The sequence below is a fragment of the Halosolutus amylolyticus genome (genome assembly GCF_023566055.1).
GTDB classification, from domain to species: Archaea; Halobacteriota; Halobacteria; order Halobacteriales; family Natrialbaceae; genus Halosolutus; species Halosolutus amylolyticus.
Map to the genome: position 1 here is coordinate 962325 of NZ_JALIQP010000001.1, position 22656 is coordinate 984980.

Here is a 22656-nt window from a genome sequence, read left to right on the forward strand (position 1 = left end):
TAGCCGTGTCAAACATTAAACGTTCGGGTCGAGGGGGACGGCGGACCGATCGGGCAACGGACCGCTTCGAGGGTTCGAGCGTGGGCTTCGGTCCTAATCGGCCGCGGACTCCACACCGCCGACGTAGGATCGGGTCGCCTCGACGAGCACCTGCCGGTAGCTGCTCGTGTCGGGGTCGCGCGCGAGTTCCCGGAAGCGGCGGTTGAACTCCCCGAACGGGACCTCCGGAGCGTCCATCGCGGCCGCGTGTGCGATGTCGTACAGTCGGTGGCCGTCGTCGACGAGGTCGTGACGTTCCGCGAGTGCCAGCGCGAACGCCGCGTTGACGGCCGTAATCTCGGGATCGGCACCCGGGGAGATCCGTTCGAGGCCCGGCCGCGGCGGCGTTCCGGGCCGATCGGCGACGGCCGCCGCGAGACTCGATTCGAGAAAGGAGAGGAGCTTCTTTCCGGGGCCCACCGAGAGGGTGATGTCGTCGGCGTAGATGTCTTTCATGTGGTTGGCGATCTGGTAGCAGTGGGTGAGCTTTCGCCGTTCGACGGATTTGCCGGCGAGCGCGAGATAGAGGACCTCTTCGGTCGACTGGGTGTGGGAGGGATGTTCCTGTTCGTACCTGGCCATGTGGGCGAACTCGTGGAGGACGAGTTCCGGGGCCATCGCGGAGGAGGCGGCCTGCCGCGAGATGTTCAGGACGTGGTGGTCGTCGTAGTGGCCGGCCCAGGTGCGTTCGTCGGGGTCGTCCCGCAACTGGATCTCGACCGGGAGCGTCAGATCGTGTTCGGTTTCGAATCGGTCCCGGGCGCTGAGAAACGGCGCGGTCGGGCCCGGTCCCTGGACGTGGACATCCATGCGTACCAATACCAAGTTCCCTCGAAGTATGTCTCTTACGCCCGGTATCGGTGGCCGCAACTGGCCCGGCGAGCCGTCGCCTATCGGACCCCGTCGAGAACCGTCTCGGTGCGTGGCATTCACTCACGTAAACTGGACATTCCGACGCCCCAACGGGGAAATTCGCTGAATTCGACCGGAGACGAAACACTACCCTTTTGACCCCGCTACCGGTATTGGGGGGTATATGGGCCGACGCAAGAAGATCGTCCAAGAGTGTGAACGGCTGATGGACGAACCGGAGAACATCCGGAACATCGCCATCGCCGCTCACGTCGACCACGGGAAAACGACGCTTTCTGACAACCTGCTGGCCGGTGCCGGCATGATCTCCGACGAGACTGCCGGCGAGCAGCTGGCGATGGACACGGAGGAGGACGAACAGGAACGCGGGATCACGATCGACGCGGCGAACGTGTCGATGACCCACGAGTACGAGGAGACCAACCACCTCATCAACCTCATCGACACGCCGGGCCACGTCGACTTCGGTGGCGACGTGACCCGCGCGATGCGCGCCGTCGACGGTGCGCTCGTCGTCGTCGACGCCGTCGAAGGGGCCATGCCCCAGACCGAGACGGTTCTCCGACAGGCGCTCCGCGAGGGCGTCAAACCGACCCTGTTCATCAACAAGGTCGACCGCCTCATCTCGGAGCTCCAGGAGGGGCCCGAAGAGATGCAACAGCGCCTCCTCTCGGTCATCCACGACGTCAACGAACTCATCCGCGGGATGACCCAGGACATGGACGACATCGACGACTGGACCGTCTCCGTCGAAGACGGCACCGTCGGTTTCGGCTCCGCGCTGTACAAGTGGGGCGTCTCGATGCCGTCGATGCAACGCACCGGGATGGACTTCGGCGATATCATGGAGATGGAGCGCAACGACCAGCGCCAGGAACTCCACGAGCGCACGCCGCTGTCCGACGTCGTGCTCGACATGGTCTGTGAGCACTTCCCGAACCCCGTCGACGCGCAGCCCCGACGTATTCCGCGGATCTGGCGCGGCGACGACGACTCCGAACTCGCCGAACAGATGCGCCTCGTCAACGAGGACGGCGAGGTCGTCTTCATGGTCACCGACATCTCGATGGACCCACATGCCGGCGAGATCGCGTCCGGTCGCGTCTTCTCCGGCTCCCTCGAGAAGGGACAGGAGCTGTACGTCTCCGGGACCGCGGGCAAGAACCGCGTCCAGTCCGTCGGCATCTACATGGGTGGCGAGCGCGAGGAAGTCGAGGAGGTTCCCGCCGGGAACATCGCCGCCGTCACCGGTCTCAAGGACGCCATTGCTGGCTCTACGGTCTCAAGCGTCGAGATGACGCCGTTCGAGTCGATCGAGCACATCTCCGAGCCGGTCATCACGAAGGCCGTAGAGGCCCAGAACATGGACGACCTGCCGAAGCTCATCGAGACGCTGCGGCAGGTGTCCAAGGAGGACCCGACGATCCAGATCGAGATCAACGAGGACACGGGCGAACACCTGATCTCCGGGCAGGGTGAACTCCACCTCGAGGTCATCACCCAGCGTATCGAGAAGAACCAGGGCATTCCGGTCAACACCGGCGAACCGATCGTCGTCTTCCGCGAACAGCCCCAGGAGGCGAGCGACCAGGTCGAGGGCATCTCGCCCAACCGCCACAACCGGTTCTACATCTCGATCGAGCCGATGACGGACGAACTCGTCGAGACGATCAAGCTCGGCGAGGCGTCGATGGACATGCCCGAGCAGGAACGCCGTGAAGCCCTGCAGGACGCCGGCATGGACAAGGACACGTCCCAGAACGTCGAACACATCCACGGGACGAACATCCTGATCGACGACACGAAGGGTATCCAGCACTTGAACGAGACGATGGAACTCGTCATCGAGGGGCTCGAGGAGGCCCTCGACAACGGTCCGCTCGCCAACGAGCCGGTCCAGGGGACGCTCATGCGTCTGCACGACGCCCGACTGCACGAGGACACCATCCACCGCGGTCCGGCACAGGTCATCCCCGCGACCCGCGAGGCCGTCCACAAGGCGCTGATCGACGGCCAGATCAAGATGCTCGAGCCGATGCAGGACGTCCGCATCGACGTGCCCAACGACCACATGGGTGCCGCCTCCGGCGAGATCCAGGGTCGTCGTGGCCGCGTCGACGACATGTATCAGGAAGGTGACCTCATGGTCGTCGAGGGTATCGCGCCCGTCGGCGAGATGATCGGCTTCGCTTCCGACATCCGCTCCGCGACCGAGGGCCGTGCCTCCTGGAACACCGAGAACGCCGGCTTCGAGGTCATGTCCGACTCGCTCCAGCGCGAGAAGATCATGGAGATCCGCGAGCGCAAGGGCATGAAGCTCGAACTGCCGCCGTCGATCGACTACATCTAGAACCGACCTTTTTTCCTCTCGGGTTCGCTCCGCTCACCCTCGAGCAAAAAACCTCGACCAAAAAACGCCGTTCGCGTCTTCGACGCTCATGGATGTAAACGGTGTACTCCACCGCCTCTCGCCGCTCGTATCAGTATCAACTACTTGGTTACTCGATCGGGTCCTGCCGCTCCATCATCCCCAGCGCGCGGTAGGTGATGACCGGTTCGTCGCGCTGGTTGTGGCCGATCGTCTCCATCGTCACGTTCCCGATCGACGGATACGTCTCGTTGGGTTCTTTCGCGACGACCTCGGTCTCGACGGAGAGCGTGTCGCCCGGGCGGAGCGGCTGAATCCACCGGAGGTCGTCGACGCCGCGCGCGCCGGCGAACTGGCGATCGTCCATGTGCCGGACGTTCTGGCGCATGCAGAGACAGGCGGTCTGCCAGCCGCTGGCGACGAGGCCGCCGAGAAAGGAGTCTTTCGCGGCCTCTTCGTCGAGGTGAAACGGCTGGGGATCGTACTTCTGTGCGAACTCGACGATCTCGTCCTTCGTGATCTCGTAGCTCCCGCAGTCGATCGTTTCGCCGACCGCGATATCCTCGTAGTAGCGGGTCATACGTGAGGACGCTCACCGATCGACATAAAATATTGTGCGCCACGGGACGGTCGCAGTCCCGGACCACTACGCAAATCCGGGGCCGTCGTCACGGGCCGCGAGCGGACCGCTCACGCCGCGAGTACCCGCGCGAAAAACGGGAGCATCGCCCCGTATCCGAGCAGCGCGAGCCACCAGGGAAAGAGGATCAGCATCCCGAGAGCGAACAGGATGCCGACGACCGAGGCGATTAGTTTCTGACGAATATCGAGATACATACTCGTGTGTATAGACAAGAATTCATAACGCTTTCGCAGAATCATAGTCGGATCGGGGGACGCTCTCGCCGATCGGTGACGGGACGAATACCTTCTTGATCGTCAGCGATCGAGTCGGACGCGGTTCGTTACTCCCGATCGCCGGCACCCAGCGCGGCCTCGCCGACCTTCTCGTGGCCCTCGATGACCTCCTGGCCGTCCATGTACGGACGGAGGGCCTCGGGAATCGTGACGGTGCCGTCCTCGTTCTGGTAGTACTCGAGAATCGCGACCATCACCCGCGGGAGCGCGAGCCCCGAGGCGTTGAGGGTGTGGAGGTACTCGGCCGATTCGTGGCGCTCGGGCCGGTAGCGGAGACCGGCGCGACGGGCCTGGAAGTCCTCGAAGTTCGACGCGCTCGAGACCTCGAGCCAGCGGCCGCCTTCCTCGGGGCCGTCGTCCATGTCGTCGCCGGGTGCCCAGACCTCGATGTCGTAGGTCTTCGCGCTCGCGAAGGTCAGGTCACCGGTACAGAGTTCGAGGATGCGGTAGGGGAGGCCGAGTCGTCGGAGCACTTCCTCGGCCTCGTCGAGCAGGCCCTCGAGCCGGTCGTAACTGTCCTCGGGTTCGACGAAGTTGACGAGTTCTACCTTGTTGAACTGGTGGACGCGGACGATCCCGCGCGTCTCGGTGCCGTGTTCGCCGGCCTCGCGCCGGAAGTTCGGGGTGTAGGCCTGGTGTTTCAGCGGGAGGTCGTCCGTGAGGAGGATGTCGTCGGCGTACATGTTGGTCACTGGCACCTCCGCGGTGGGGCAGAGCCAGAGGTCGTCGTCCTCGTACTCCTCCTCGTTGCTACCGCCGAGTCGGTACGCGTCGTCGGTGAACTTGGGGAACTGGCCGGTTCCGCGCATGGCCTCGCTCTTGACGGGAACCGGCGGGAAGAGGTCGACGTAGCCCTGTTCGCGGTGGATATCCATCATGAACTGGATCAGGGCGTGCTCGAGGCGGGCCCCGTCGCCCTTGAGGAAGTAAAAGCCCGAGCCGGTCGTCTTCGCGCCGCGGGCCTCGTCGATGACGTCCAGTTCCTCGCCGAGGTCGTAGTGGGGGGTTACGTCCGCGGGCAGGTCGCGAAGGTCGTCGAACCCCCAGCGCCGATCCTCCACGTTGTGGCGTTCGTCGACCCCCAGCGGGACGCTCTCGTGGGGGATCTGGGGGACCTCGAGCATGCGCTGGTCGAGGTCGTCCTTGAGTTCGGCGGCCTCGCTCTCGACGTCCTCGACCTCCGCTTTGAGCTCCTTCGATCGGGCGATCGCCTCCTCGCGTTCGTCGTCTTTCCCTTCGGCGACCAGTTTCCCGATCCGTTCGGTGATCTGGTTGCGTTCGTGGCGCAGTTCGTCGCCGCGGGCCTTCAGTTCCCGCCAGCGTTCGTCGAGGTCGCGCAGTTCGTCGAGGTCGACCTCGGCGCCCCGGTTCTCGAGGGCGTCGCGTACCTCGTCGGGGTGCTCGCGCAGGTAGCTCCGGTCGATCATCGCTCGTGGCTTCTTTGCGCCCGTCCAAAACCGTGTCGGAAGCTCTCGTGTGGGTCGTGCGTGAGACGGTCCGGGAAACGTTTTTTTGCCGAGCACGGTTCAGTTGTCGTATGGACCCGCTCGAGGGCGAGGCGTCGGTACCGATCGAGTACGAGCCGGTCAACGTCAAGGACCTGCTCGTCGAGATGAAGGACACGGCGGAGCTGTTGATCGACCTCTCCTACTCGGCAGTGCTCCACTCGAGCGAGGACATCGCGACGGAGGTCCTGCGGCTCGAAGAGCAGATGAACGTCCTCGAGATGCGGGCGCGAATGGGGCTGATGATGGCGACGCGAAGCCCGGACGACGCCGAGCGACTCGCGCCGGTGCTCGGCATCGTCGCCGCCGCGGATGCGATCAGCGACGCCGCAGGCGACATCGCGAAGGTCGTTCTCGAGGACATCGGGCTCCCGGAGGCGATGCGGGCGGCCCTGCCCGAGGCCGTCGAGACGCTCGTCCGCGGTGTCGTCGCCGCCGACTCGCCGTACGCCGATCGGACGCTCGAGGACATCGACCTCGAATCGGAGACAGGGGTGCGCGTGATCGCGCTCCGCCGGGGCGACGACTGGCTGTTGAACCCCGGCCCGACGACCGTCATCCGGCCCGAGGACGCGGCGCTCCTCCGGGGGCCGGACGTCGCGATCGGCGACGTCTTCGAGACGCTGACCGGGACGGACTACGAACCGCCGACCACGGCGGCCTCGGACGTCGCGGATCTGGAGCGGGCGGTGGACACGATCGTCCACATGAAGAACCTCTCCGAACTGGCGGTCGACCTGGCCTACAGCGCCGTCCTGTTCGACAGCGAGGCGCTGGCCGAGGAGGTCCGGAACTTAGAGGTCGAGGTCGACGCCCTCGAGTCGCGGTTCGAGGCCTGGACGCTCCGGGCGGCCGCGGACGCGTCCGACCCGGTCGCCCTCCGCGGGTTGATCCACCTGGGCAACTCGACGGAGGTCATCAGCGACGCGGCGGTCGACATCAGCGAGGGGGTCCTCCGCGAGATCGAGGTCCACCCCGTCGTGGGGATGGCCGTCGAGGAGAGCGACGAGATCATCACGCGCGTCGCGGTCGAGACGGGGAGCGGCCTCGACGGGACGCCGATCGTCGACGGCCTGCCCGAGACCGAGTCGACGATGTCGGTGATCGCGATCCGCCGGCCCGAGGAGGGGTGGTTGCTGGTCGGCGACGCGGACGCCGAGATCCAGGGCGGCGACGTGCTCATCTCGAAGGGGACCCGGACTGCGGCGGCCGCGTTCGAAGAATTGGCACAGGCCTGAGTCACCGTCCCGGTCTCCCGGCCGCCCGGGTTCGGGGCCGACGATAGCCCGTGTTTGCGGTCAGAAATGACCGCTGACGGCGCTTCTGACAGCGATCGAATCCGGCGTACCGCTGTCGGAACCGACGTCAGTGATGACGGCCAGCATCTGTTTGTCAGACCCGGCAAGTGACTCGAGGCGATCGCGCAGTTCCGGAACTAACAGAACAGTTCGAACGTCAGTGAACTCCGGATGGCCTCACCTGGGCTTTCGCGTTGTTCTTCCTGTCGCTACTCCTCGTCAGCGATACTGTGGGTGACGTTCTCACGGTTCCGGGACCGCGTCGTTCCAGAACGGTTCGTCCTTCCAAATACCAATATTATAAGAATTATTAACTATGCCTCGCCGAGAATCGCTCGATGACGGAGAACCAATCCGACTTATCCTCGAATCACTCGCGGCGTAAATTCATCCTCGGCAGCAGCTCTATCGGGCTGGCTGCACTGGCGGGCTGTTTCGAGGGTGATGACGATTCCGCTCAGGCCGGCGCCGGTCTCAGCAGTGGAGGTGGATCCGGCGAAGCGAACGATCCAATGCTTTCGGACAGTTTCGACCCGGAAAACCCCGGGTGGGAGGACAACAACTACCTGCTCTCACAGGTCGTCGAGAACGATTACATTCGGGGTCGCCGGGCAAACCTCGAATCAATGGCCAGTCGCGACGTCGACGAGGTCCCGCATGGAAACCCCGTGACGGAACCGCCGACGGACGAGAGCGAACTGGTCGACCCCGATCCGCTCGTGTTCGTCGACCAGCCCGGCGAAGAGGGCGAAGCGCAGTTCCAGGACAACGTCCAGGACCTCCTCGATCGCCTCGAGGAGGCGACCGGCAAGACCGTCCAGTGGGAGCCCGTCGATTCCTACGCTGCGACCGTCGAGGCGTTGCGATCCGGCCGGGCGCACATCGGCAACGTCTCTACGGGGACGACTGCGTTCGCGGTGAACCTTGCGGACGTCGTCCCGTTCGCCTGCGGCGTCCAGTCGGACGGCCAGTTCGGCTATCGCCTGCTCGCGATCACTCGATCGGACATGGACGACATCCAGAGCGTCGAGGATTTCCCCGAGTTCGACGTGACACACACCGAGCCGGCCTCGAACTCCGGTCACCAGGCGCCGTCGGCGCTGTTCGATCAGTACTTCGATGTCACCCCGGAGGAGGATTACGAGGTCCAGTTCTCCGGGGGCCACGACCAGTCTGCGATCGGGATCTCGGCCGGAGACTACGACTGTGGACCGATCTGCAGCACGTGTATCCAGGATCTCGTCGAGTCGAGAGACGACATCGACTTCGAAGACTACAAAGTCGTCTGGGCGAGCGATCCGTTTCCGCCAGGACCAATGGTTCACCGGTACGACCTCGAGCCGGACCTCGTAGCGGACATAAAGAGCGTCTGGCTCGACACCGACTGGTCGGGAACCGGCTACGAGGAGTCGACCAACTACGCCGAGTTCGTCGAAATCGACTACAGGAGCGTCTTCTACGACATCATGGTCATCCAGCGGTACAACGGCGTCGAGTACGAAAGCGGCAACCTCTGATCGACGATGCTCAGAACAGAGAACCTCGGGAAAACCTATGCAACTGGCGACGAGGCGCTGAAAGACGTGTCCGTCGAGATCGGTGGCCGGGAGGTCGTCGCGATGATCGGCCCCAGCGGGGCCGGCAAGAGCACGTTCGTCCGGTGTATCAACCGGCTCACCGAGCCGACCGCCGGGACGGTCACCCTCGACGGGACCGAACTCACCGCACTCGGCAAGAAGGAGCTCAGGAACGCCCGCCGGGACATCGGGATGGTGTTCCAGGAGTATAACCTCGTCGAGCGGCTCACGGTGATGGAAAACGTCCTCTCGGGACGACTCGGCTACGTCTCGACCTGGAAGGCGTTCAGACGCAACTTCTCGCAGAAGGACGTCCAGCGTGCGTACGACCTGCTCGAACTGGTCGGCCTCGACGACATGGAGAACAAGCGCGTCGACGAACTCTCGGGCGGACAGCGTCAGCGCGTCGGGATCGCGCGTGCAGTCATTCAGGAGCCGAAGATCATCCTCGCCGACGAGCCGACCTCAAGCCTCGATCCGGAGACGTCCCGCGACGTAATGCGGCTGTTGACTGATATCGCGGTCGATCGAAACATCCCGGTGCTCATCAACATTCACGAGGTCCACCTCGCCGAGCAGTATGCCGATCGCATTCTCGGCCTGCACGACGGGAACCTCGTCTTCGACGGTCGGACGGCGGAGTTGACCGGCGACGCGAAAGACGTCATCTACAGGGACGAGGGGATGCCCGAGGCACCCGCTGCCGAAACGGCGGCCGATACGGCCTCGACGACCGACAAACCAACCGATCCCGTGCCCGTGGAGGAGTAATCGATGTCGACGGAGGAGTTCACCTGGACTCGCCCGACGGCGTTTCGGAGCCACCGGACCAAGTGGGCCGTCTACCTGCTCACGCTCGGGCTGATCGGGTGGTCGCTCGCGGGGCTCGCGATCACGCCCCAGCGGTTCGTTCAGGGTGTCGGTTACGGCCTGGAGCTGATCGACTCGATGCTGCCGCCAGCGACCGGACAGAGCGATACGATCCGCCTTCGTGACGCCATGATCGAAACGGTCGCGATGGCGATGATCGCGACCGCCTCGGGGATCATCATCAGCCTGCCGGTCGCTTTCGGCGCGGCGGAGAACCTCTCGCCGCGGCCAATCTACTACCTGAGTCGGGCGATAATCAGCATCTCGCGGGCGATCGACGGGCTCATCGTGGCGATCATCGCGGTCGTCGCGCTCGGGTTCGGCCCGCTCGCGGGGATCGTCGCGATCAGCTTCAAGACGATCGGCTTCTTTTCGAAGCTGTTCGCGGAAGACATCGAGGACATCGACATGAAAAGCGTCGAGGCGATCCGTGCGACCGGTGCGTCCCCCCTGCAGGCGATCGTCTACGGCGTCGTCCCGCAGGTCATTCCGCGGTTCGTGGGGCTGGCCGTTTACCGCTGGGACATCAACATCCGCTCGTCGACGATCGTCGGGATCGTCGGCGCGGGCGGGATCGGCGTACTCCTCAACCGCGCGTACGCGCGGTACGAGTACGACTACGTCGCCGCGATTCTGATCGCGATCATCGCCGTCGTGCTGGTCGCCGAACTGGTCAGTGCGGTCGTCAGACGGAGGGTCCAGTGATGGCGAGCGCAACGCGAACCTGGAGCCGCTACGAGGGCCGCGCCCGGGCCGTCCGGATCGGTTTCGCTCTCGTCGCCGTCGTCACGGTAATCGGCTCGTGGGCCTGGCTGGCCGAAACGAGCAACATGTCCCTGCAGTACGTCTCGACCGCGCCCGAGCAGCTCGCGGACCTGTTCGGCCGGATGTACCCGCCGGACTGGGCGTACCTGCCGAACGCCGTCGCGCCGCTGGCGGAGACGATCCGCATCGCGGTCGTGGGAACGATCGCCGCGGTGATCATGGCCGCCCCGGTGGCGTACATTACCGCCGAGAACACGACGCCGAACAAGGCGACGTTTCTCCTCGGAAAACTCATCGTCACGGTCTCGCGCTCCGTCCACGTGATTATCTGGGCGCTGTTGTTCGTCATCATGTTTGGCCCCGGCGCGCTCGCAGGGACCGTCGCGACCGCGGTTCGATCGATCGGCTTCGTCGGCAAACTACTCGGCGAGGAGATCGAAGAGATCGACTTCGGACAGGTCGAAGGCATCAGAGCGACCGGCGCATCACCGCTGAAGCTGCTGTTGTACGGGATCATCCCGCAAATAAAGCCCGCTCTCGTCGGCATCTCGGTGTACCGCTGGGATATCAACGTCCGCGCGGCGACTATCCTCGGTTTCGTCGGTGCGGGCGGGATCGGCGTCCAGCTGTTCGAGGCGATCGACTCGTTCGCCTGGCGTACCGTCTCGGCACTGCTCGTCGCGATCCTGGGTATCGTGTTGGTAAGCGAAGGGATCTCCGCCTACGCGCGGAAGAAAGTACGATGAGATGGACACAATGACGATGCGACACTCCACGATCGGCAACGAATCGAACACCTCCGCCGTGCTCTTCGATATGGACGGCGTGATCCTGGAAGGACACGGTACCGACTCGATAGTTCACAGCCGCGCCCTCGACGACGTGCTCGCCGCCCGGAAGGTAACGGTTCCCGATCACCTCCGACCGCCGCTCGAGCGGTTCGAGTACACCGACGAGTTCGTCGCCGCCTGTGAGACGATCGGCGTCGAGGCCGACGAGTTCTACGCGCTGCGCGAGGAGCACAGCGCCCGACGATCGATCGATCGCATTCAGTCGGGCCGGCGGACGCTGTACGACGACGTCGACGTCCTCGAACGCCTCGCGAGCGATCGCGACATCGCGCTCGTGAGCAACAACTACGACCCGACGGTCTCGTTCGTCGTCGACCACTTCGGTCTCGAGGCGTTCTCGTTCGTCAGGGGCCGTGACATCGGCGTCGAGGGGTTCCATCGACGGAAACCTGAGCCCTACTATCTTGAGCAGGCGCTCGGGGCTCTCGACGTCGACGACGGCGTCTACGTCGGCGATCGCGAGACGGATCTTGTCGCCGCCGAGCGTGCGGGGCTCCGGCCGGTGTTCATCCGCAGGGAACACAATCGATCGCTCGAACTCGAACACGAGACGGCCGTCGAGATTCAGTCCCTCGACGAGCTGCGGGACCTCGTCTGACGTGACGACGGAAACGAGCGGAAGACTCGCGTCGAGACGCGGTGTTCTCGCCGCTGGTGTGGGTGTAACCGCGGCTCTCGCGGGCTGTTCCTCGATCCGTCGGCGTGACGTCCGATTTTCGGCGACGTCGCGCTTCAGTGCCTACGCGTACTCGTCTCCGGTCACGACGATCGACCTGTTCGAAGCGGGGCCGCCGTTCTACGCGACGGTGCTCCCGAGCGAGTCAGCACTCGAGCGGGAACTCGACGCCGACGCGTTCTCCGAGGGTCACGAGCACTGGTTCGATGAAGCGGATTTCGACGAGGAGTTCGTGACCCTGTTTGCGTCCCGGCGTTTCCTCGTCGAACCGGGCCGCAACAGTGGTGATCTCGTCACGACGAGGTTCACCGAGCCGGAAGCGGTATTTCGAGTCACCGTCGACTCCTGGCCGAAGTCTACGGTCCTCGACGATCCGCCGAGGGTATTCGTCGAAACGAGACGCCACTCTCGGAACGGGGACGATCCACCTCGGTCGGTGTCGGTCAGGTATTCGATGCCTACGCAGTAACTCGTCCGGATACCACCGCGAGCACGCGCCGGCGAGAACGATGTTTGCGTTTTCACACTGATCGACCCAGGACCCCGGCGTGATCGGTCGATCGTCAGAATCCGAGTACGAGCGCCGAGACGCCGATGAAGATGACCATCCCGAAGACGTCGACGACGTTCGTGACGATCGGGATCGTCGTGTCGTCGGGGTCGATCCCCAGCCGGTAGGAGCCGTAGGTCGCGAGGAAGCTACAGACGACCGCGATCACGGCCACCGAGAGCCCGCTGCCGAGCGAGATGACGAGCAGCGTCGGCAGGCCGAGCGTCGATCCGACGACCCGTCCGAGCAGCCACGCGCCGAGCGCGAGGGCGGTGAAGATGGTCGCGGCGAGCGCCAGGATCGCGGCCACGTTGGCCCACAGTTCCCGGTCCCGCGGGGCGAACGTCGTCGTCCCCAGGTGGAGGCGGGTCGAGAGGCGGGCGCTCAGGATCGCGCCGAGATTGCCGCCGGTCCCCACCATCGTCGGGACCATGATCGCGAGGACGGCGTACCGTTCGAGCAACTCCTCGGCACCTTCGAGCGTGATGCCCGCCCAGAGGACGATGATCGAGAGGACGACGAGCAACGGAAACTGGTTGCGGACGATTCGTTTCCAGTCCCACGCCCCCAGCGACTCCGTGGGGCCGCGGGACCCGGCCATCAGACGATCACCTCGACCAGCCTGACCGAGAACAGCATGAACAGCATGCCGAAGATGTCCCCGAGCGTGGTGACGATCGGGCCGACGAGGTTGTCGGGGTCGTAGCCGGAGGTGTAGCCGGCGAAGATCAACGCGAGCAGGCCGAATATCAGCACGACCGAGGTCAACACGCCGGCGAGCACCATGATCCCGACGAGTTCGTACAGGGCCGCGACCTCCCAGCCGAGAAGCAACAACGCGAGCCACGTGATGACGCCGATCACGATCGAGATCCCGATCGCGTTGACGAACGAGGCGAGAACCGCGTTGACGAGTCGATCGTTCATCTCGAATCGCGGCTCGAGCAGCCCCTGGTGGAGTCCGCTGGAGATCCGTCCGCCGAGCGCGGCGTAGACGTTTCCGCGGGTCGCGAGAAAGACCGGTACCATCACGAGCAGGCCGGGAAAGCGCGCGACGCTTTCGACGATGCCCTCGAGTACGAGACCGGAGAAGAGGCCGCCACCGAGCGCGATCACGAGAACGGGGAGCGCTTCGCGATAGATCGACCAGAAGTCGCTCCGGACGCCCATATCTGTACCTTTCGAAGTCCCCTGTTAAAATTACCGGGAACCGCCCATCGCGGTACGCGCGTGGCTCGAACGTGGCCAGTCGACGTGTCCGTTCTCGGCCCGACGACGACCCGACTTGATCGCCGGTGCGCCCCTTATCGCTGCGCCGACAGGCCGGATCCGTCCCGTCGCTCTCGCTCGAGCGTGTGACAGCCGTCGACCAGCCGGTCGGGGAGGCGATCGGCGGTCTCCTGGAGGGACGTCACGACGCTCGCCACCTCCTCAAACCGGGGGCCGCGAGTCGCCCGCAGTGGGTCGGCCTCCCACCTGACATAGCCCGAATCGGACAGCATCGGCAGGTGGCGATGGTGTAATTCGACGGATACCGTCTCGCGATCGACGGCCCGGTTGGGTCCGATCGCGGCGTCGGGGAGGGACACCCACTCGTCCGTCGACACGTCGAGAAGTCCGAGGACGAGTTGCCGTCGTGGCTCGGCACGGAGTGCGTCGAACACGCGGTCCCATCGGTCGACGACCCGGTTCTCGGGTGGAAGGGCTCGGTTTGCCATGGGTTCCCATACATCGTCTGAACCATAATGGTTGTGGTGGTATACCATACCAATACCCGTGCCGCGAGAACTGAGACTCGTGCCGGTCGGCGCAGGAATCGAAAGGAAAAGACCCAAGGTTAGACTCCATCTAAATCTGGCAATGGCTGACGCTGCGGCGGGGGACGGCGGCCGGGACGGGTTTGCGAGGGCCTCCTGGGTCAACGTCCTCGGCAACGCCGTCAAGATCGTCGTCGAGGGTGCCGCGGGGCTCACGTTCGGAAGCGTCGCGCTGGTCGCGGACGCGGCCCACTCGATCGCGGACCTCGTCGCGAGCGTCGTCGTCCTCGTCTGGGGGCGGAGTTCTTACGACGAACCCGACGACACCCATCCTCACGGGCACGAGCGGATCGAGCCCCTGACGGCGCTGTTCGTCGGCGCCGTCATCGCGCTTCTCGGGCTGAACCTGCTGTACGAGTCCGCCCAGGGGCTCGTCTACGGCGTCGAGGTCCGCTTCAGCCCCCTGTTGTTCGGCGCGCTCGCGTTCGCCCTCGTGGACATGTACGTCGTCTACTGGTACACGATGCGAGTCAACGAAGAACTGAATTCGACCGCGCTCCGGGCACTCGCCACGGACTGCCTGAACGACATCTACACCACCCTCGCGGCGGTCGTCGGCATCATCGGCGTCCTGCTCGGTCAGCCGTTGCTCGATCCGATCGCCGGCGCGCTCGTCAGCCTGCTCGTCGTCTACCAGGGGATCGAGATCGGGAGCGAGAACGTCGACTACCTGATCGGTGCGGCCCCGCCCGCCGCGAAGCGCGCGGAGATCACGGGGGCGCTCCGTGACCACCCCGACGTCCGGGGCGTTCACGACCTCGCGGTCTTCTACGACGGCACCGCCCTCGAGGTGGAGGTCCACGTCGAGGTCGACGGCGACATGCCGTTTCGCAAGGCTCACGACATCGAGTCCGAACTGGTGAGTCGACTGCGCGCGCTCGAGGACGTCGGGGACGCCCACGTCCACCTCGATCCCTCGGGCATTGGCGAGTGGAAGGACGGGGTCGATCGGATCGACGGGGGAATCGACGATCGGTGACCGGAATCTCGCGGCCACCCGTCGACCATCTCGGATCGGTTCGCGATTACCGGTTCCGGTTCGATCTGTTCGTCACCGTCTCGCTTCGCCGCGAAATCGCGCTCGTCGTACGGCATCGAATTCAAACACTACTATAGTTTATAGAATGGTAAACACTCGATATGTGGTTGGTGGTATAGTTATGAAATAATTATATTTAATTGCCAATTCCAGCATCTCTTCGACGCACACTCCTATCACGGACGATCGATCACGCGCTCACGATCGGGATTCGAGTGTCGGCGGCAAACGGTGTTTAGTCGTCCGTTCCGGTTCTATAGGGCCTTTTGGCCGCTGAGGTAGTTCTGGATGACTACCTGCCACCGTACACAATCAAAATGGTCTGCTGGGCGGATCTTGGCGGCGAAATCGGGGCTTTGGACATCGATTCAACGATGCGTCTCGCCTCTCACTGGACCGGCGCCGATAGCGGGTAGCAACGGTAGCTGACGTCCTGTCTCGTTATATAATACACCATATATTTATGTAGAAGTATCAGATATCGTATTATCTAGAACTATCCTAAGAAAAACCTACTATGGGTTTATTACGTGGTACGTCGTCGGTTCGTCGTACTGAACCGTGCCTTGCAACCGATCCGGAGCGATTTCTCACGCAGCATTCCTCGTTCGGTTTCTCGGGTCCGTTGCCGAATGCTACGCTCGATGCGTCACCCGGTCTCGTGGCCAATCGACGGCCAGGTACTCGGGTCCGACGATATCGGATCTTCAACTATCCACACGAGAAATTACAGAGGTACGAGTGTAGCGAGGGATTACAAAGGTACGTTTGTAAATACATCTCGCGACTGTGAACCGATCAGCTAGTCGATCATTTCTCACCGACTTCCTGCAGGCTGGTTCGATCGGTTCCCCTCACCGGATCGGCCTCAGACCGGTCCAAACGGTCGTTGACCGTCTTTTCTGTCCGATATCGCACGTTCGTAACGTAGTGACGGATCGTCCCGACACGGACTGACCGGCCGCGCTATCGCTGGGGTCCGTCCCGAATGCGACTTTCCGCTACCCGTTCGTTCCCGACCGTCCGAGATGGTCGATACTGTGATTCAGACTCTCGAAATCGTGTATTTTACTCGATTAGAAACGTAAGTATAAGTCTCCGTTCGGAACAGATTACGACGATGTCGATTTCGTCTCTGACTTGCCTCTTGAGACGCGCTTCAAGCGATCGTTATTCGAGGCCGATCGGTATTGTCGGATAGAATTAAGTGGGATGAGACCATTTATCGTGACAGAAATGACCACGAACGATCGGATCCCGATCAAAACTACCGGGACGGCGTTCGACCTGCTCGAGGTGCTCGCCAGGGAAGGGGAGACGACGTTACCGGAACTGGCGGGGCACCTGGAGATGCCGACGAGCACGGTTCACGATCACCTGCTCACGCTACAGAAACTCGGGTACGTCGTCAAGACGGGAAACGCATACCGCGTGAGCACGCGCCTGCTGAATATGGGGGAGTCAGCACGCCGGAAGATGAAAATCTTCCCGCCAGCGAAGAAGGAGGTGGACAAACTCGCCGCACAGACGGGCGAGCACGCCGCTCTCGGGATCGAGGAGAACGGCCAGACCGTCCTGCTCTACATCTCGAAAGGCGAGGACGCGCTCAACCTCGGCGTCTCCGAAGGGTTCCGGATGGCGATGCCGACGAACTGCCTCGGCAAGGCGATGCTTGCGTTTCTCCCGGACGATCGGGTCGAGGAGATACTCGATCGTCACGGGTTGCCGGAGATCACGGACAACTCCCTGACGAGTCGCGACGAACTCTACGAGCAACTCGACCTGATCCGGGACCGCCGGTACGCGACGGACGTCGGCGAGCGCGTCGGCGGCGTCAACGCCGTCGCCGCGCCGATCGTCACCGAGGACACCGTCCGCGGCGCGCTCGCCATCAGCGCGCCCGCCAACCGGATGGAGGGCGATCGGTTCGAGATGGAACTCCCGAACCTGTTGCTCCAGTCGACGAACGTCGTCGAGGTCCAGTACACGCTCGGCGAGTGACGCCGGTCGGCGCGGCCCACTCTCGATCCGCACGCATCTTTATTATCGAGTGGCAGGAACTCCTACGGGAATCATGGCGAAGACCGGTGCGGAACTAGCTGCTGAATCGCTCGCCGATCTCACGGAGCGGGTGTACGGGCTGTGCGGCGGTCACATTCAGCCGATCTGGGACGCAGTCGCCGATACGGACGCGTCGATAATCGACACGCGCGACGAGCGGGCCGCCGTCCACGGCGCCCACGCCGACGCGGAAGTGACCGGCGACCTCGGCGTTGCACTCGTGACCGCCGGACCCGGGTTCACGAACGCGCTGACGGGAATCGCGAACGCCAGCACGTTCGGTACCCCGCTCCTGATCGTCACGGGATACCCGCCCGTCCCGCAGTTCGACCGGGGGGCGCTCCAGTCGATCCCACACCGCGACATGAGCGAGGCCGTGACGGTGACCGATCGGACGGTTTACGAGGCCGATCGGGTCCGGGAGTACCTGTTCGAGGCCGCGGCGGCGGCGCTCGACGAGCGCGGCCCCGCGGTCGTCGAAATCCCGACAGACGTCCTCCGCGCGACCGCGACCCGGGTCCGGGACCGGCAGGTACCGACGGGGCCGACCGACCCCGCGGCCCCCGAAGACGCAATCGCCGGAGCGGCGGACGCGTTACGGGACGCCGATCGACCCGTGGCGGTTCTGGGGCGGGGATCCCGGGACGCGGCGGCCGAGATCCGCGCGTTCGTCGAGTCGACGGCGGTGCCGGTCCTCACGACGGCCGGCAGTAAGGGGGTCGTCCCCGAGTCGAACGACTACTGCGTGCCTGGGGCGCGGGGCGACGCGATGGGGGAAGCGGACTGCTATCTTCTCCTCGGCAAACGCCTCGACTTCACGCTCGGGTACGGGAGTCCGGCGGTCTACGGCGACGCGACGTTCGTCCAGGTCGACGTCGACGCCGACGCCCTGCGGCGGAACCGGACGCCGGACGTCGCCGTCCGGGGAACCGTCCCGTCCGTCGTCTCCGCTCTCACCGATCGACTCGACGGGCCGCTGGGCGTTCCCGGGTGGGCCGAGGGGTTGCAGACGACCCACGAGGATCGTGCGGCGCGCCTGACCGAGCGGAAGACGGCGGACGATACGCCGATCCACCCCTACCGGGTCTGCGGGGCGATCGAGCGCGCCATCGACGACGACGCGATCGTCATCTGCGACGGCGGGGACGCGCTGTCGTTCGGGCGCGTCGCGATCCCGACCGCGAACCCGCGTGGCTACCTCGATCCGGGTCCACTCGGGTGTCTCGGTGTGGGACTGCCGTTCGCCATCGGCGCGTCGCTCGCCCAGCGGGAGACCGACGTCGTCTGTTTCACCGGGGACGGATCGCTTGGGTTCAACCTGGCGGACCTCGAGACGGCCGTCCGCCAGGAGGCCGACGTCACGATCGTCGTCGCGAACAACGCCGCGTGGAACATCGAACGGTACGATCAACTGGAGAACTACGATCGGGAGGTCGGCAGCGAACTCGGCCACGTCGCGTTCGACGAGGTGGCGGCCGGCCTCGGCGCCGACGGCGTCTCCGTCTCGGATCCGGCTGCGCTCGACGAAACCGTCGAACGAGCGGTCGAAACGGACGGGCCGGTCGTCGTCGACGTCCCGGTAGACACCGAAGCGGTGAGCCCGGACGCCGCGAACGGACTGGCCCGAGTCCCGGAGTACCAGCCGCTCGACGCCTGGGACGACGCGGAGCGGGAGTACCGCCAGGGATGACCGGCCGACAGTCGCTCGCGTGCCAGGAGACGTGAGGTCGCCGCGCGTCGGAGCCGACTCGATCGCCGTGTGCCCCGCACCCAAACTTATAACCCGTCTCAACTGAATCAACACGTAAGGATGAGTTGGCCAACCATACCCACAGCAGACGCTCGTCCGGATCTGGAGTCGCCGTACTGGGACGAGCACCAGGAGACGCGACCGCCGGAGGAACGCCGCGAGGCAATCCTCGAGAAGCTAACCGAACAGGTCCGGTACGCGTACGACAACAGCGAGTTCTATCGCGAGTTCTACGCCGACGTCGACGTCGATCCGCGGAACATCACGTCCTTCGAGGAGTTCGAACAGCTCCCGATCCTGCGATCGGACGACATCAAGCAGGAACAGAAAGAACACCCGCCGTTCGGGCGACTCCTCTGTATCGACGAGGAGGACATCACCCGAATCTACGGCACGTCGGGGACGACCGGTCGCCCGAAAGTCTTCGGGATCGGCGAGGACGACTGGGAACGGATCGGCGAGTGGCACGCGCAAATCCTCTGGAGCGTCGGCCTCCGCCCGGACGATCGGGTCATCATCACGAGTCCGTTCATCCAGTACCTGGGCTCGTGGGGCGCGCTCGCGGGCGTCGACCGGCTGGGCTGTACGACGTTCCCGTTCGGTGCGGGGATGGAGGGCCAGACCGAGCAGGCGGTAGAGTGGATCGCCGACCTCCAGCCCGACGCGCTGTACGGGACGCCGTCGTACGCGCTGTACCTCGGAGAAACCGCCCAGGAAAGCGGCTACGACCCGGCCGATGATTTCAGCTTCGACGTCATGTTCTTCTCCGGGGAACCGGGTGCGAGCGTCCCGTCGACGCGTCGGCAGATCGAGACGATGTTCGACTGCGAGGTCATCGATCAGGGGAGCATGGCCGAGATGACCCCGTGGATGTCGAACTCCGGGTGCGAGCACCTCAAGAACGGGATGCACATCTGGAACGACATCGTCTACACCGAACTGCTCGACGTAGAGACGGAAACGCCGCTCGATTACGGGGCGGAGGGCGTGCCGACCTACACCCACCTTGAGCGGACCTCGCAGCCGATGATCCGCTACTGGAGTGGCGACATAACGCGCTGGGAGCGACACGACGTGACCGATTGCGACTGCGGCCGCACGTATCCGACCCTCCCCAAAGGTATATACGGCCGCGCGGACGACATGTTGGTTATCCGGGGAAAAAACGTCTTTCCCTCGCAGATCGAAGATCAACTCCACGCGCTCGACGACTTCGGCGACGAGTTCCGCGTCGTCGTCGAGCGGGAAGGAACCCTCGACACGCTCCGCCTCATCGTCGAACTCGCGGACGGTGCCCAGACGACCGCGGACGAGTTCCAAGACGTCGTTCGGACGGCGATCAAGTCGGAAATCGGCGTCACGCCGGACGTCAACGTGATCCAGCAAGGCGAACTCGAACGGACGCAGTTCAAGGCCGATCGAGTCAAAGACGAGCGCGAACTGGCAGTCGAAATTTGAGGTCTACACGATAGAAGCCCGAAAATGAGCTCAGAGACGCACGAAACAGACGACGATCGAATTCCGGACGAACCGAACGGGATGTACGATCCCGAAGAAATCGACGGCGACGGATCGATGTTCGACGAGGACCGATTCAACGAGTTCCTCGCCGCCCGGGACGACTGGGAGGCGAACACCCTCGACGAGTGGCTCGAGGGGCATCCCGAGCGCAAGGAGGTGTTCGAGACGCTGTCGGGGTACGAACGCCAGCGCCTCTACACGCCGGAGGACGTCGAGGACCTCGATTACGAGTCCGACCTCGGCTTCCCGGGCGAACCGCCGTTCACGCGCGGGGCCTACCCCACGATGTACCGCGGCCGCCACTGGACCCACCGCCAGATCGCGGGGTTCGAGACGGCCGAAGAGACGAACGAACGGTACAAGTACCTGCTCGAGCAGGGGCAGACGGGGCTGTCGACCGACTTCGACCATCCGACGCTGACCGGCTACGACTCCGACGATGATCACTCCGAGGGCGAGGTCGGTCGCATCGGCGTCGCGATCGATACGCTCGACGACTTCGAGGACCTCTTCGAGGACATCCCTCTCGACGAGGTCTCGACGAGCATGACGATCAACTCGCCCGCGCCGATCCTGCTCGCGTTCTACGTCGCGCTCGCGGACCAGCGCGGGGTCGATCGAGAGAAACTCCGCGGGACGATCCAGAACTCCATTTTCAAGGAGTTCATCGCGCAGAAGACGTTCGCGCTCCCGCCGCGACCGAACATCAAACTCGTCGAGGACGTCATCGAGTACTGTACCGAAGAGGTGCCGAACTGGTACTGGGCGAACGTCAGCGGTTACCACACCCGCGAAGCCGGGGGGACCGCCGCACAGGAGGCGGCGTTCACCATCGCCGCGGGGATGGGCTACATCGAATCCGGTATCGAGCGCGGCCTCGATCCCGACGACTTCGCGCCGCGGATGTCGTTCTTCTACGTCTCCCAGACCGACTTCTTCGAGGAGATCGCGAAGTTCCGCGCGGTCCGGCGCATCTGGGCCCGTATCATGGAAGACCGCTACGGTGCGGAGAGCGACGCCGCGCGGCGGATGCGATACCACGTCCAGACGGCCGGCGAGAGCCTCACCGCCAAACAGCCGATGGTCAACATTGCCCGGACGACGATCCAGGCCCTCGCCGCGGTGCTCGGCGGCTGTCAGTCGCTGCACACGAACGGGTACGACGAGGCGCTGTCGATCCCGAGCGAGGACGCCATGCGGATCGCATTGCGAACCCAGCAGGTCATCGCCCACGAGTCGGGCGTCGCGGATACCATCGATCCGCTGGGCGGCAGTTACTACGTCGAGAAGGCCACCAGGGACATGGAAGAGCGCGTCCTCGAGTACCTCGCGGAGATCGAAGAACTCGGCGACGGAAGCATGCGTGAGGGGATGTTGCGCGGCATCGAGACCGGTTACTTCGAACAGGAGATCGTCGACTCCTCCTACGAGTGGGAGAAGCGAAAGGCCGAGGGCGATCTGAAGAAAGTCGGCGTCAACTGCTTCACGGAGGGTGGCGACGACACGGAGATCGAACTGTTCCAGGCCGACCCGGAAACCGAGGAGCGCCAGAAAGAGCGCCTGCAGCGGGTCAAAGAGGGGCGCGACGACGAACTCGTCGAGGAGCGGATCGACGCGCTCCGCGAGGCGGTCGAGAACGGCGAAAACGTCATGCCCTACCTCGTCGACGCCGCGAAGGCGTACGCAACCGAGGGCGAGATGATGGGCGTGCTACGCGAGAAGTACGGAACCTACGAAGATCCAGGAGTGTTCTAACATGGCAGCAACCGATAGCAACGAGACGGAACGAACTGTGCGCGTACTGATCGGCAAACCGGGTCTCGACGGCCACGACAGAGGGGCGAAAGTCGTCGCCCGCGCGTGTCGCGACGCGGGCTTCGAGGTCATCTACTCCGGGCTCCGCCAGTCGCCCGAGGCGATCGTCCAGACGGCCATCCAGGAGGACGTCGACGTCCTCGGACTGAGCATCCTGAGCGGCGCCCACGACACGCTCGTCCCGAAGATAATCGACCTGCTGGAGGAGAAGGGCATGACGGACGTCCTGGTCCTCGTCGGCGGTACCATCCCGGAGGTCGACAGGGACGACCTCAGGGAACAGGGCGTGGACCGGGTCTTCGGGCCGGACACGGACATCAACAACATCGTCGAGTACGTCGATCGAGAGGTATCGACGTGATC

General features: G+C 64.2%; 21 protein-coding genes. 14 read left to right on the plus strand and 7 right to left on the minus strand.

The features are described from left to right. Positions 1-93 precede the first annotated feature (93 nt). On the minus strand, positions 94-849 hold the full coding sequence (locus MUN73_RS04630) for a DUF5781 family protein (RefSeq protein ID WP_250139269.1): 756 nt from the start codon (positions 847-849) through the stop codon (positions 94-96). A gap of 226 nt (positions 850-1075) precedes the next feature. On the opposite strand from MUN73_RS04630, the gene MUN73_RS04635 reads away from it, so the two are divergent. Continuing rightward, positions 1076-3262 carry an elongation factor EF-2 gene (locus tag MUN73_RS04635; protein ID WP_250139270.1) on the plus strand — a complete coding sequence of 729 codons (2187 nt, stop codon included), beginning with the start codon at positions 1076-1078 and terminating at the stop codon, positions 3260-3262. 148 nt (positions 3263-3410) lie between these two features. Here the strand turns inward: MUN73_RS04635 and MUN73_RS04640 are convergent, their stop codons facing one another. The 3 genes from MUN73_RS04640 to serS all read right to left on the minus strand — a co-directional run bounded on the left by MUN73_RS04640 (position 3411) and on the right by serS (position 5625). After that, entirely contained in the window at positions 3411-3860 is a 450-nt protein-coding gene (locus MUN73_RS04640; protein ID WP_250139271.1) for a MaoC family dehydratase, read from the minus strand. A gap of 110 nt (positions 3861-3970) precedes the next feature. Beyond that, positions 3971-4117, minus strand: coding sequence for a hypothetical protein (locus tag MUN73_RS04645; RefSeq protein ID WP_250139272.1), 147 nt, complete (start codon positions 4115-4117; stop codon positions 3971-3973). A 128-nt stretch (positions 4118-4245) separates the two neighbouring features. Continuing rightward, positions 4246-5625 carry a serine--tRNA ligase gene (gene serS / locus MUN73_RS04650; RefSeq protein ID WP_250139273.1) on the minus strand — a complete coding sequence of 460 codons (1380 nt, stop codon included), beginning with the start codon at positions 5623-5625 and terminating at the stop codon, positions 4246-4248. A gap of 110 nt (positions 5626-5735) precedes the next feature. Here serS and MUN73_RS04655 point away from each other — a divergent pair, with 110 nt between their 5' ends. The 7 genes from MUN73_RS04655 (at position 5736) to MUN73_RS04685 (ending at position 12209) form a co-directional block, all read left to right on the plus strand. Further along, the gene (locus MUN73_RS04655) at positions 5736-6941 is read left to right on the plus strand and encodes a potassium channel family protein (protein WP_250139274.1); all 1206 of its coding nucleotides are present in this window, start codon (positions 5736-5738) and stop codon (positions 6939-6941) included. Between the two features lie 398 nt (positions 6942-7339). Then, on the plus strand, positions 7340-8518 hold the full coding sequence (gene phnD, locus MUN73_RS04660; RefSeq protein ID WP_382181501.1) for a phosphate/phosphite/phosphonate ABC transporter substrate-binding protein: 1179 nt from the start codon (positions 7340-7342) through the stop codon (positions 8516-8518). 6 nt (positions 8519-8524) lie between these two features. Further along, positions 8525-9349 carry a phosphonate ABC transporter ATP-binding protein gene (gene phnC, locus MUN73_RS04665; RefSeq protein ID WP_250139276.1) on the plus strand — a complete coding sequence of 275 codons (825 nt, stop codon included), beginning with the start codon at positions 8525-8527 and terminating at the stop codon, positions 9347-9349. Positions 9350-9352: 3 nt separating this feature from the next. Next, complete coding sequence (phnE, locus tag MUN73_RS04670; protein WP_250139277.1) at positions 9353-10153, plus strand: phosphonate ABC transporter, permease protein PhnE; 801 nt, start codon at positions 9353-9355, stop codon at positions 10151-10153. Further along, on the plus strand, positions 10153-10959 hold the full coding sequence (gene phnE / locus MUN73_RS04675) for a phosphonate ABC transporter, permease protein PhnE (RefSeq protein ID WP_250139278.1): 807 nt from the start codon (positions 10153-10155) through the stop codon (positions 10957-10959). The genes phnE (MUN73_RS04670) and phnE (MUN73_RS04675) overlap by 1 nt, the downstream gene beginning before the upstream one ends. Positions 10960-10969: 10 nt before the next feature. Next, entirely contained in the window at positions 10970-11662 is a 693-nt protein-coding gene (locus MUN73_RS04680) for an HAD family hydrolase (RefSeq protein WP_250139279.1), read from the plus strand. Between the two features lie 58 nt (positions 11663-11720). Then, positions 11721-12209, plus strand: a complete 489-nt coding sequence (locus MUN73_RS04685) for a hypothetical protein (RefSeq protein WP_250139280.1) — start codon at positions 11721-11723, stop codon at positions 12207-12209. A gap of 94 nt (positions 12210-12303) precedes the next feature. Here MUN73_RS04685 and MUN73_RS04690 read toward each other — a convergent pair whose 3' ends face one another. The 3 genes from MUN73_RS04690 to MUN73_RS04700 all read right to left on the minus strand — a co-directional run bounded on the left by MUN73_RS04690 (position 12304) and on the right by MUN73_RS04700 (position 14008). Next, positions 12304-12891 carry a magnesium transporter gene (locus MUN73_RS04690; protein ID WP_250139281.1) on the minus strand — a complete coding sequence of 196 codons (588 nt, stop codon included), beginning with the start codon at positions 12889-12891 and terminating at the stop codon, positions 12304-12306. Continuing rightward, positions 12891-13460, minus strand: a complete 570-nt coding sequence (locus tag MUN73_RS04695; RefSeq protein ID WP_250139282.1) for a magnesium transporter — start codon at positions 13458-13460, stop codon at positions 12891-12893. Before MUN73_RS04695 ends, MUN73_RS04690 begins: the two co-directional genes overlap by 1 nt. A gap of 134 nt (positions 13461-13594) precedes the next feature. Beyond that, complete coding sequence (locus MUN73_RS04700) at positions 13595-14008, minus strand: hypothetical protein (RefSeq protein ID WP_250139283.1); 414 nt, start codon at positions 14006-14008, stop codon at positions 13595-13597. 142 nt (positions 14009-14150) lie between these two features. Here MUN73_RS04700 and MUN73_RS04705 point away from each other — a divergent pair, with 142 nt between their 5' ends. From MUN73_RS04705 to MUN73_RS04730, 6 genes are all read left to right on the plus strand, one after another. Continuing rightward, positions 14151-15086, plus strand: coding sequence for a cation diffusion facilitator family transporter (locus MUN73_RS04705; RefSeq protein ID WP_250139284.1), 936 nt, complete (start codon positions 14151-14153; stop codon positions 15084-15086). Between the two features lie 1296 nt (positions 15087-16382). Continuing rightward, entirely contained in the window at positions 16383-17147 is a 765-nt protein-coding gene (locus MUN73_RS04710) for an IclR family transcriptional regulator (RefSeq protein WP_250139285.1), read from the plus strand. 73 nt (positions 17148-17220) lie between these two features. Beyond that, positions 17221-18897, plus strand: coding sequence for a thiamine pyrophosphate-binding protein (locus tag MUN73_RS04715; protein ID WP_250139286.1), 1677 nt, complete (start codon positions 17221-17223; stop codon positions 18895-18897). Between the two features lie 120 nt (positions 18898-19017). Then, the gene (locus MUN73_RS04720) at positions 19018-20415 is read left to right on the plus strand and encodes a phenylacetate--CoA ligase family protein (protein WP_250139287.1); all 1398 of its coding nucleotides are present in this window, start codon (positions 19018-19020) and stop codon (positions 20413-20415) included. A 117-nt stretch (positions 20416-20532) separates the two neighbouring features. Next, positions 20533-22233, plus strand: a complete 1701-nt coding sequence (locus MUN73_RS04725) for an acyl-CoA mutase large subunit family protein (RefSeq protein ID WP_250139611.1) — start codon at positions 20533-20535, stop codon at positions 22231-22233. A gap of 1 nt (position 22234) precedes the next feature. Continuing rightward, a complete protein-coding gene (locus MUN73_RS04730; RefSeq protein ID WP_250139288.1) occupies positions 22235-22654 on the plus strand; it encodes a cobalamin B12-binding domain-containing protein in 420 nt (139 codons plus the stop codon). Positions 22655-22656: the final 2 nt, after the last annotated feature.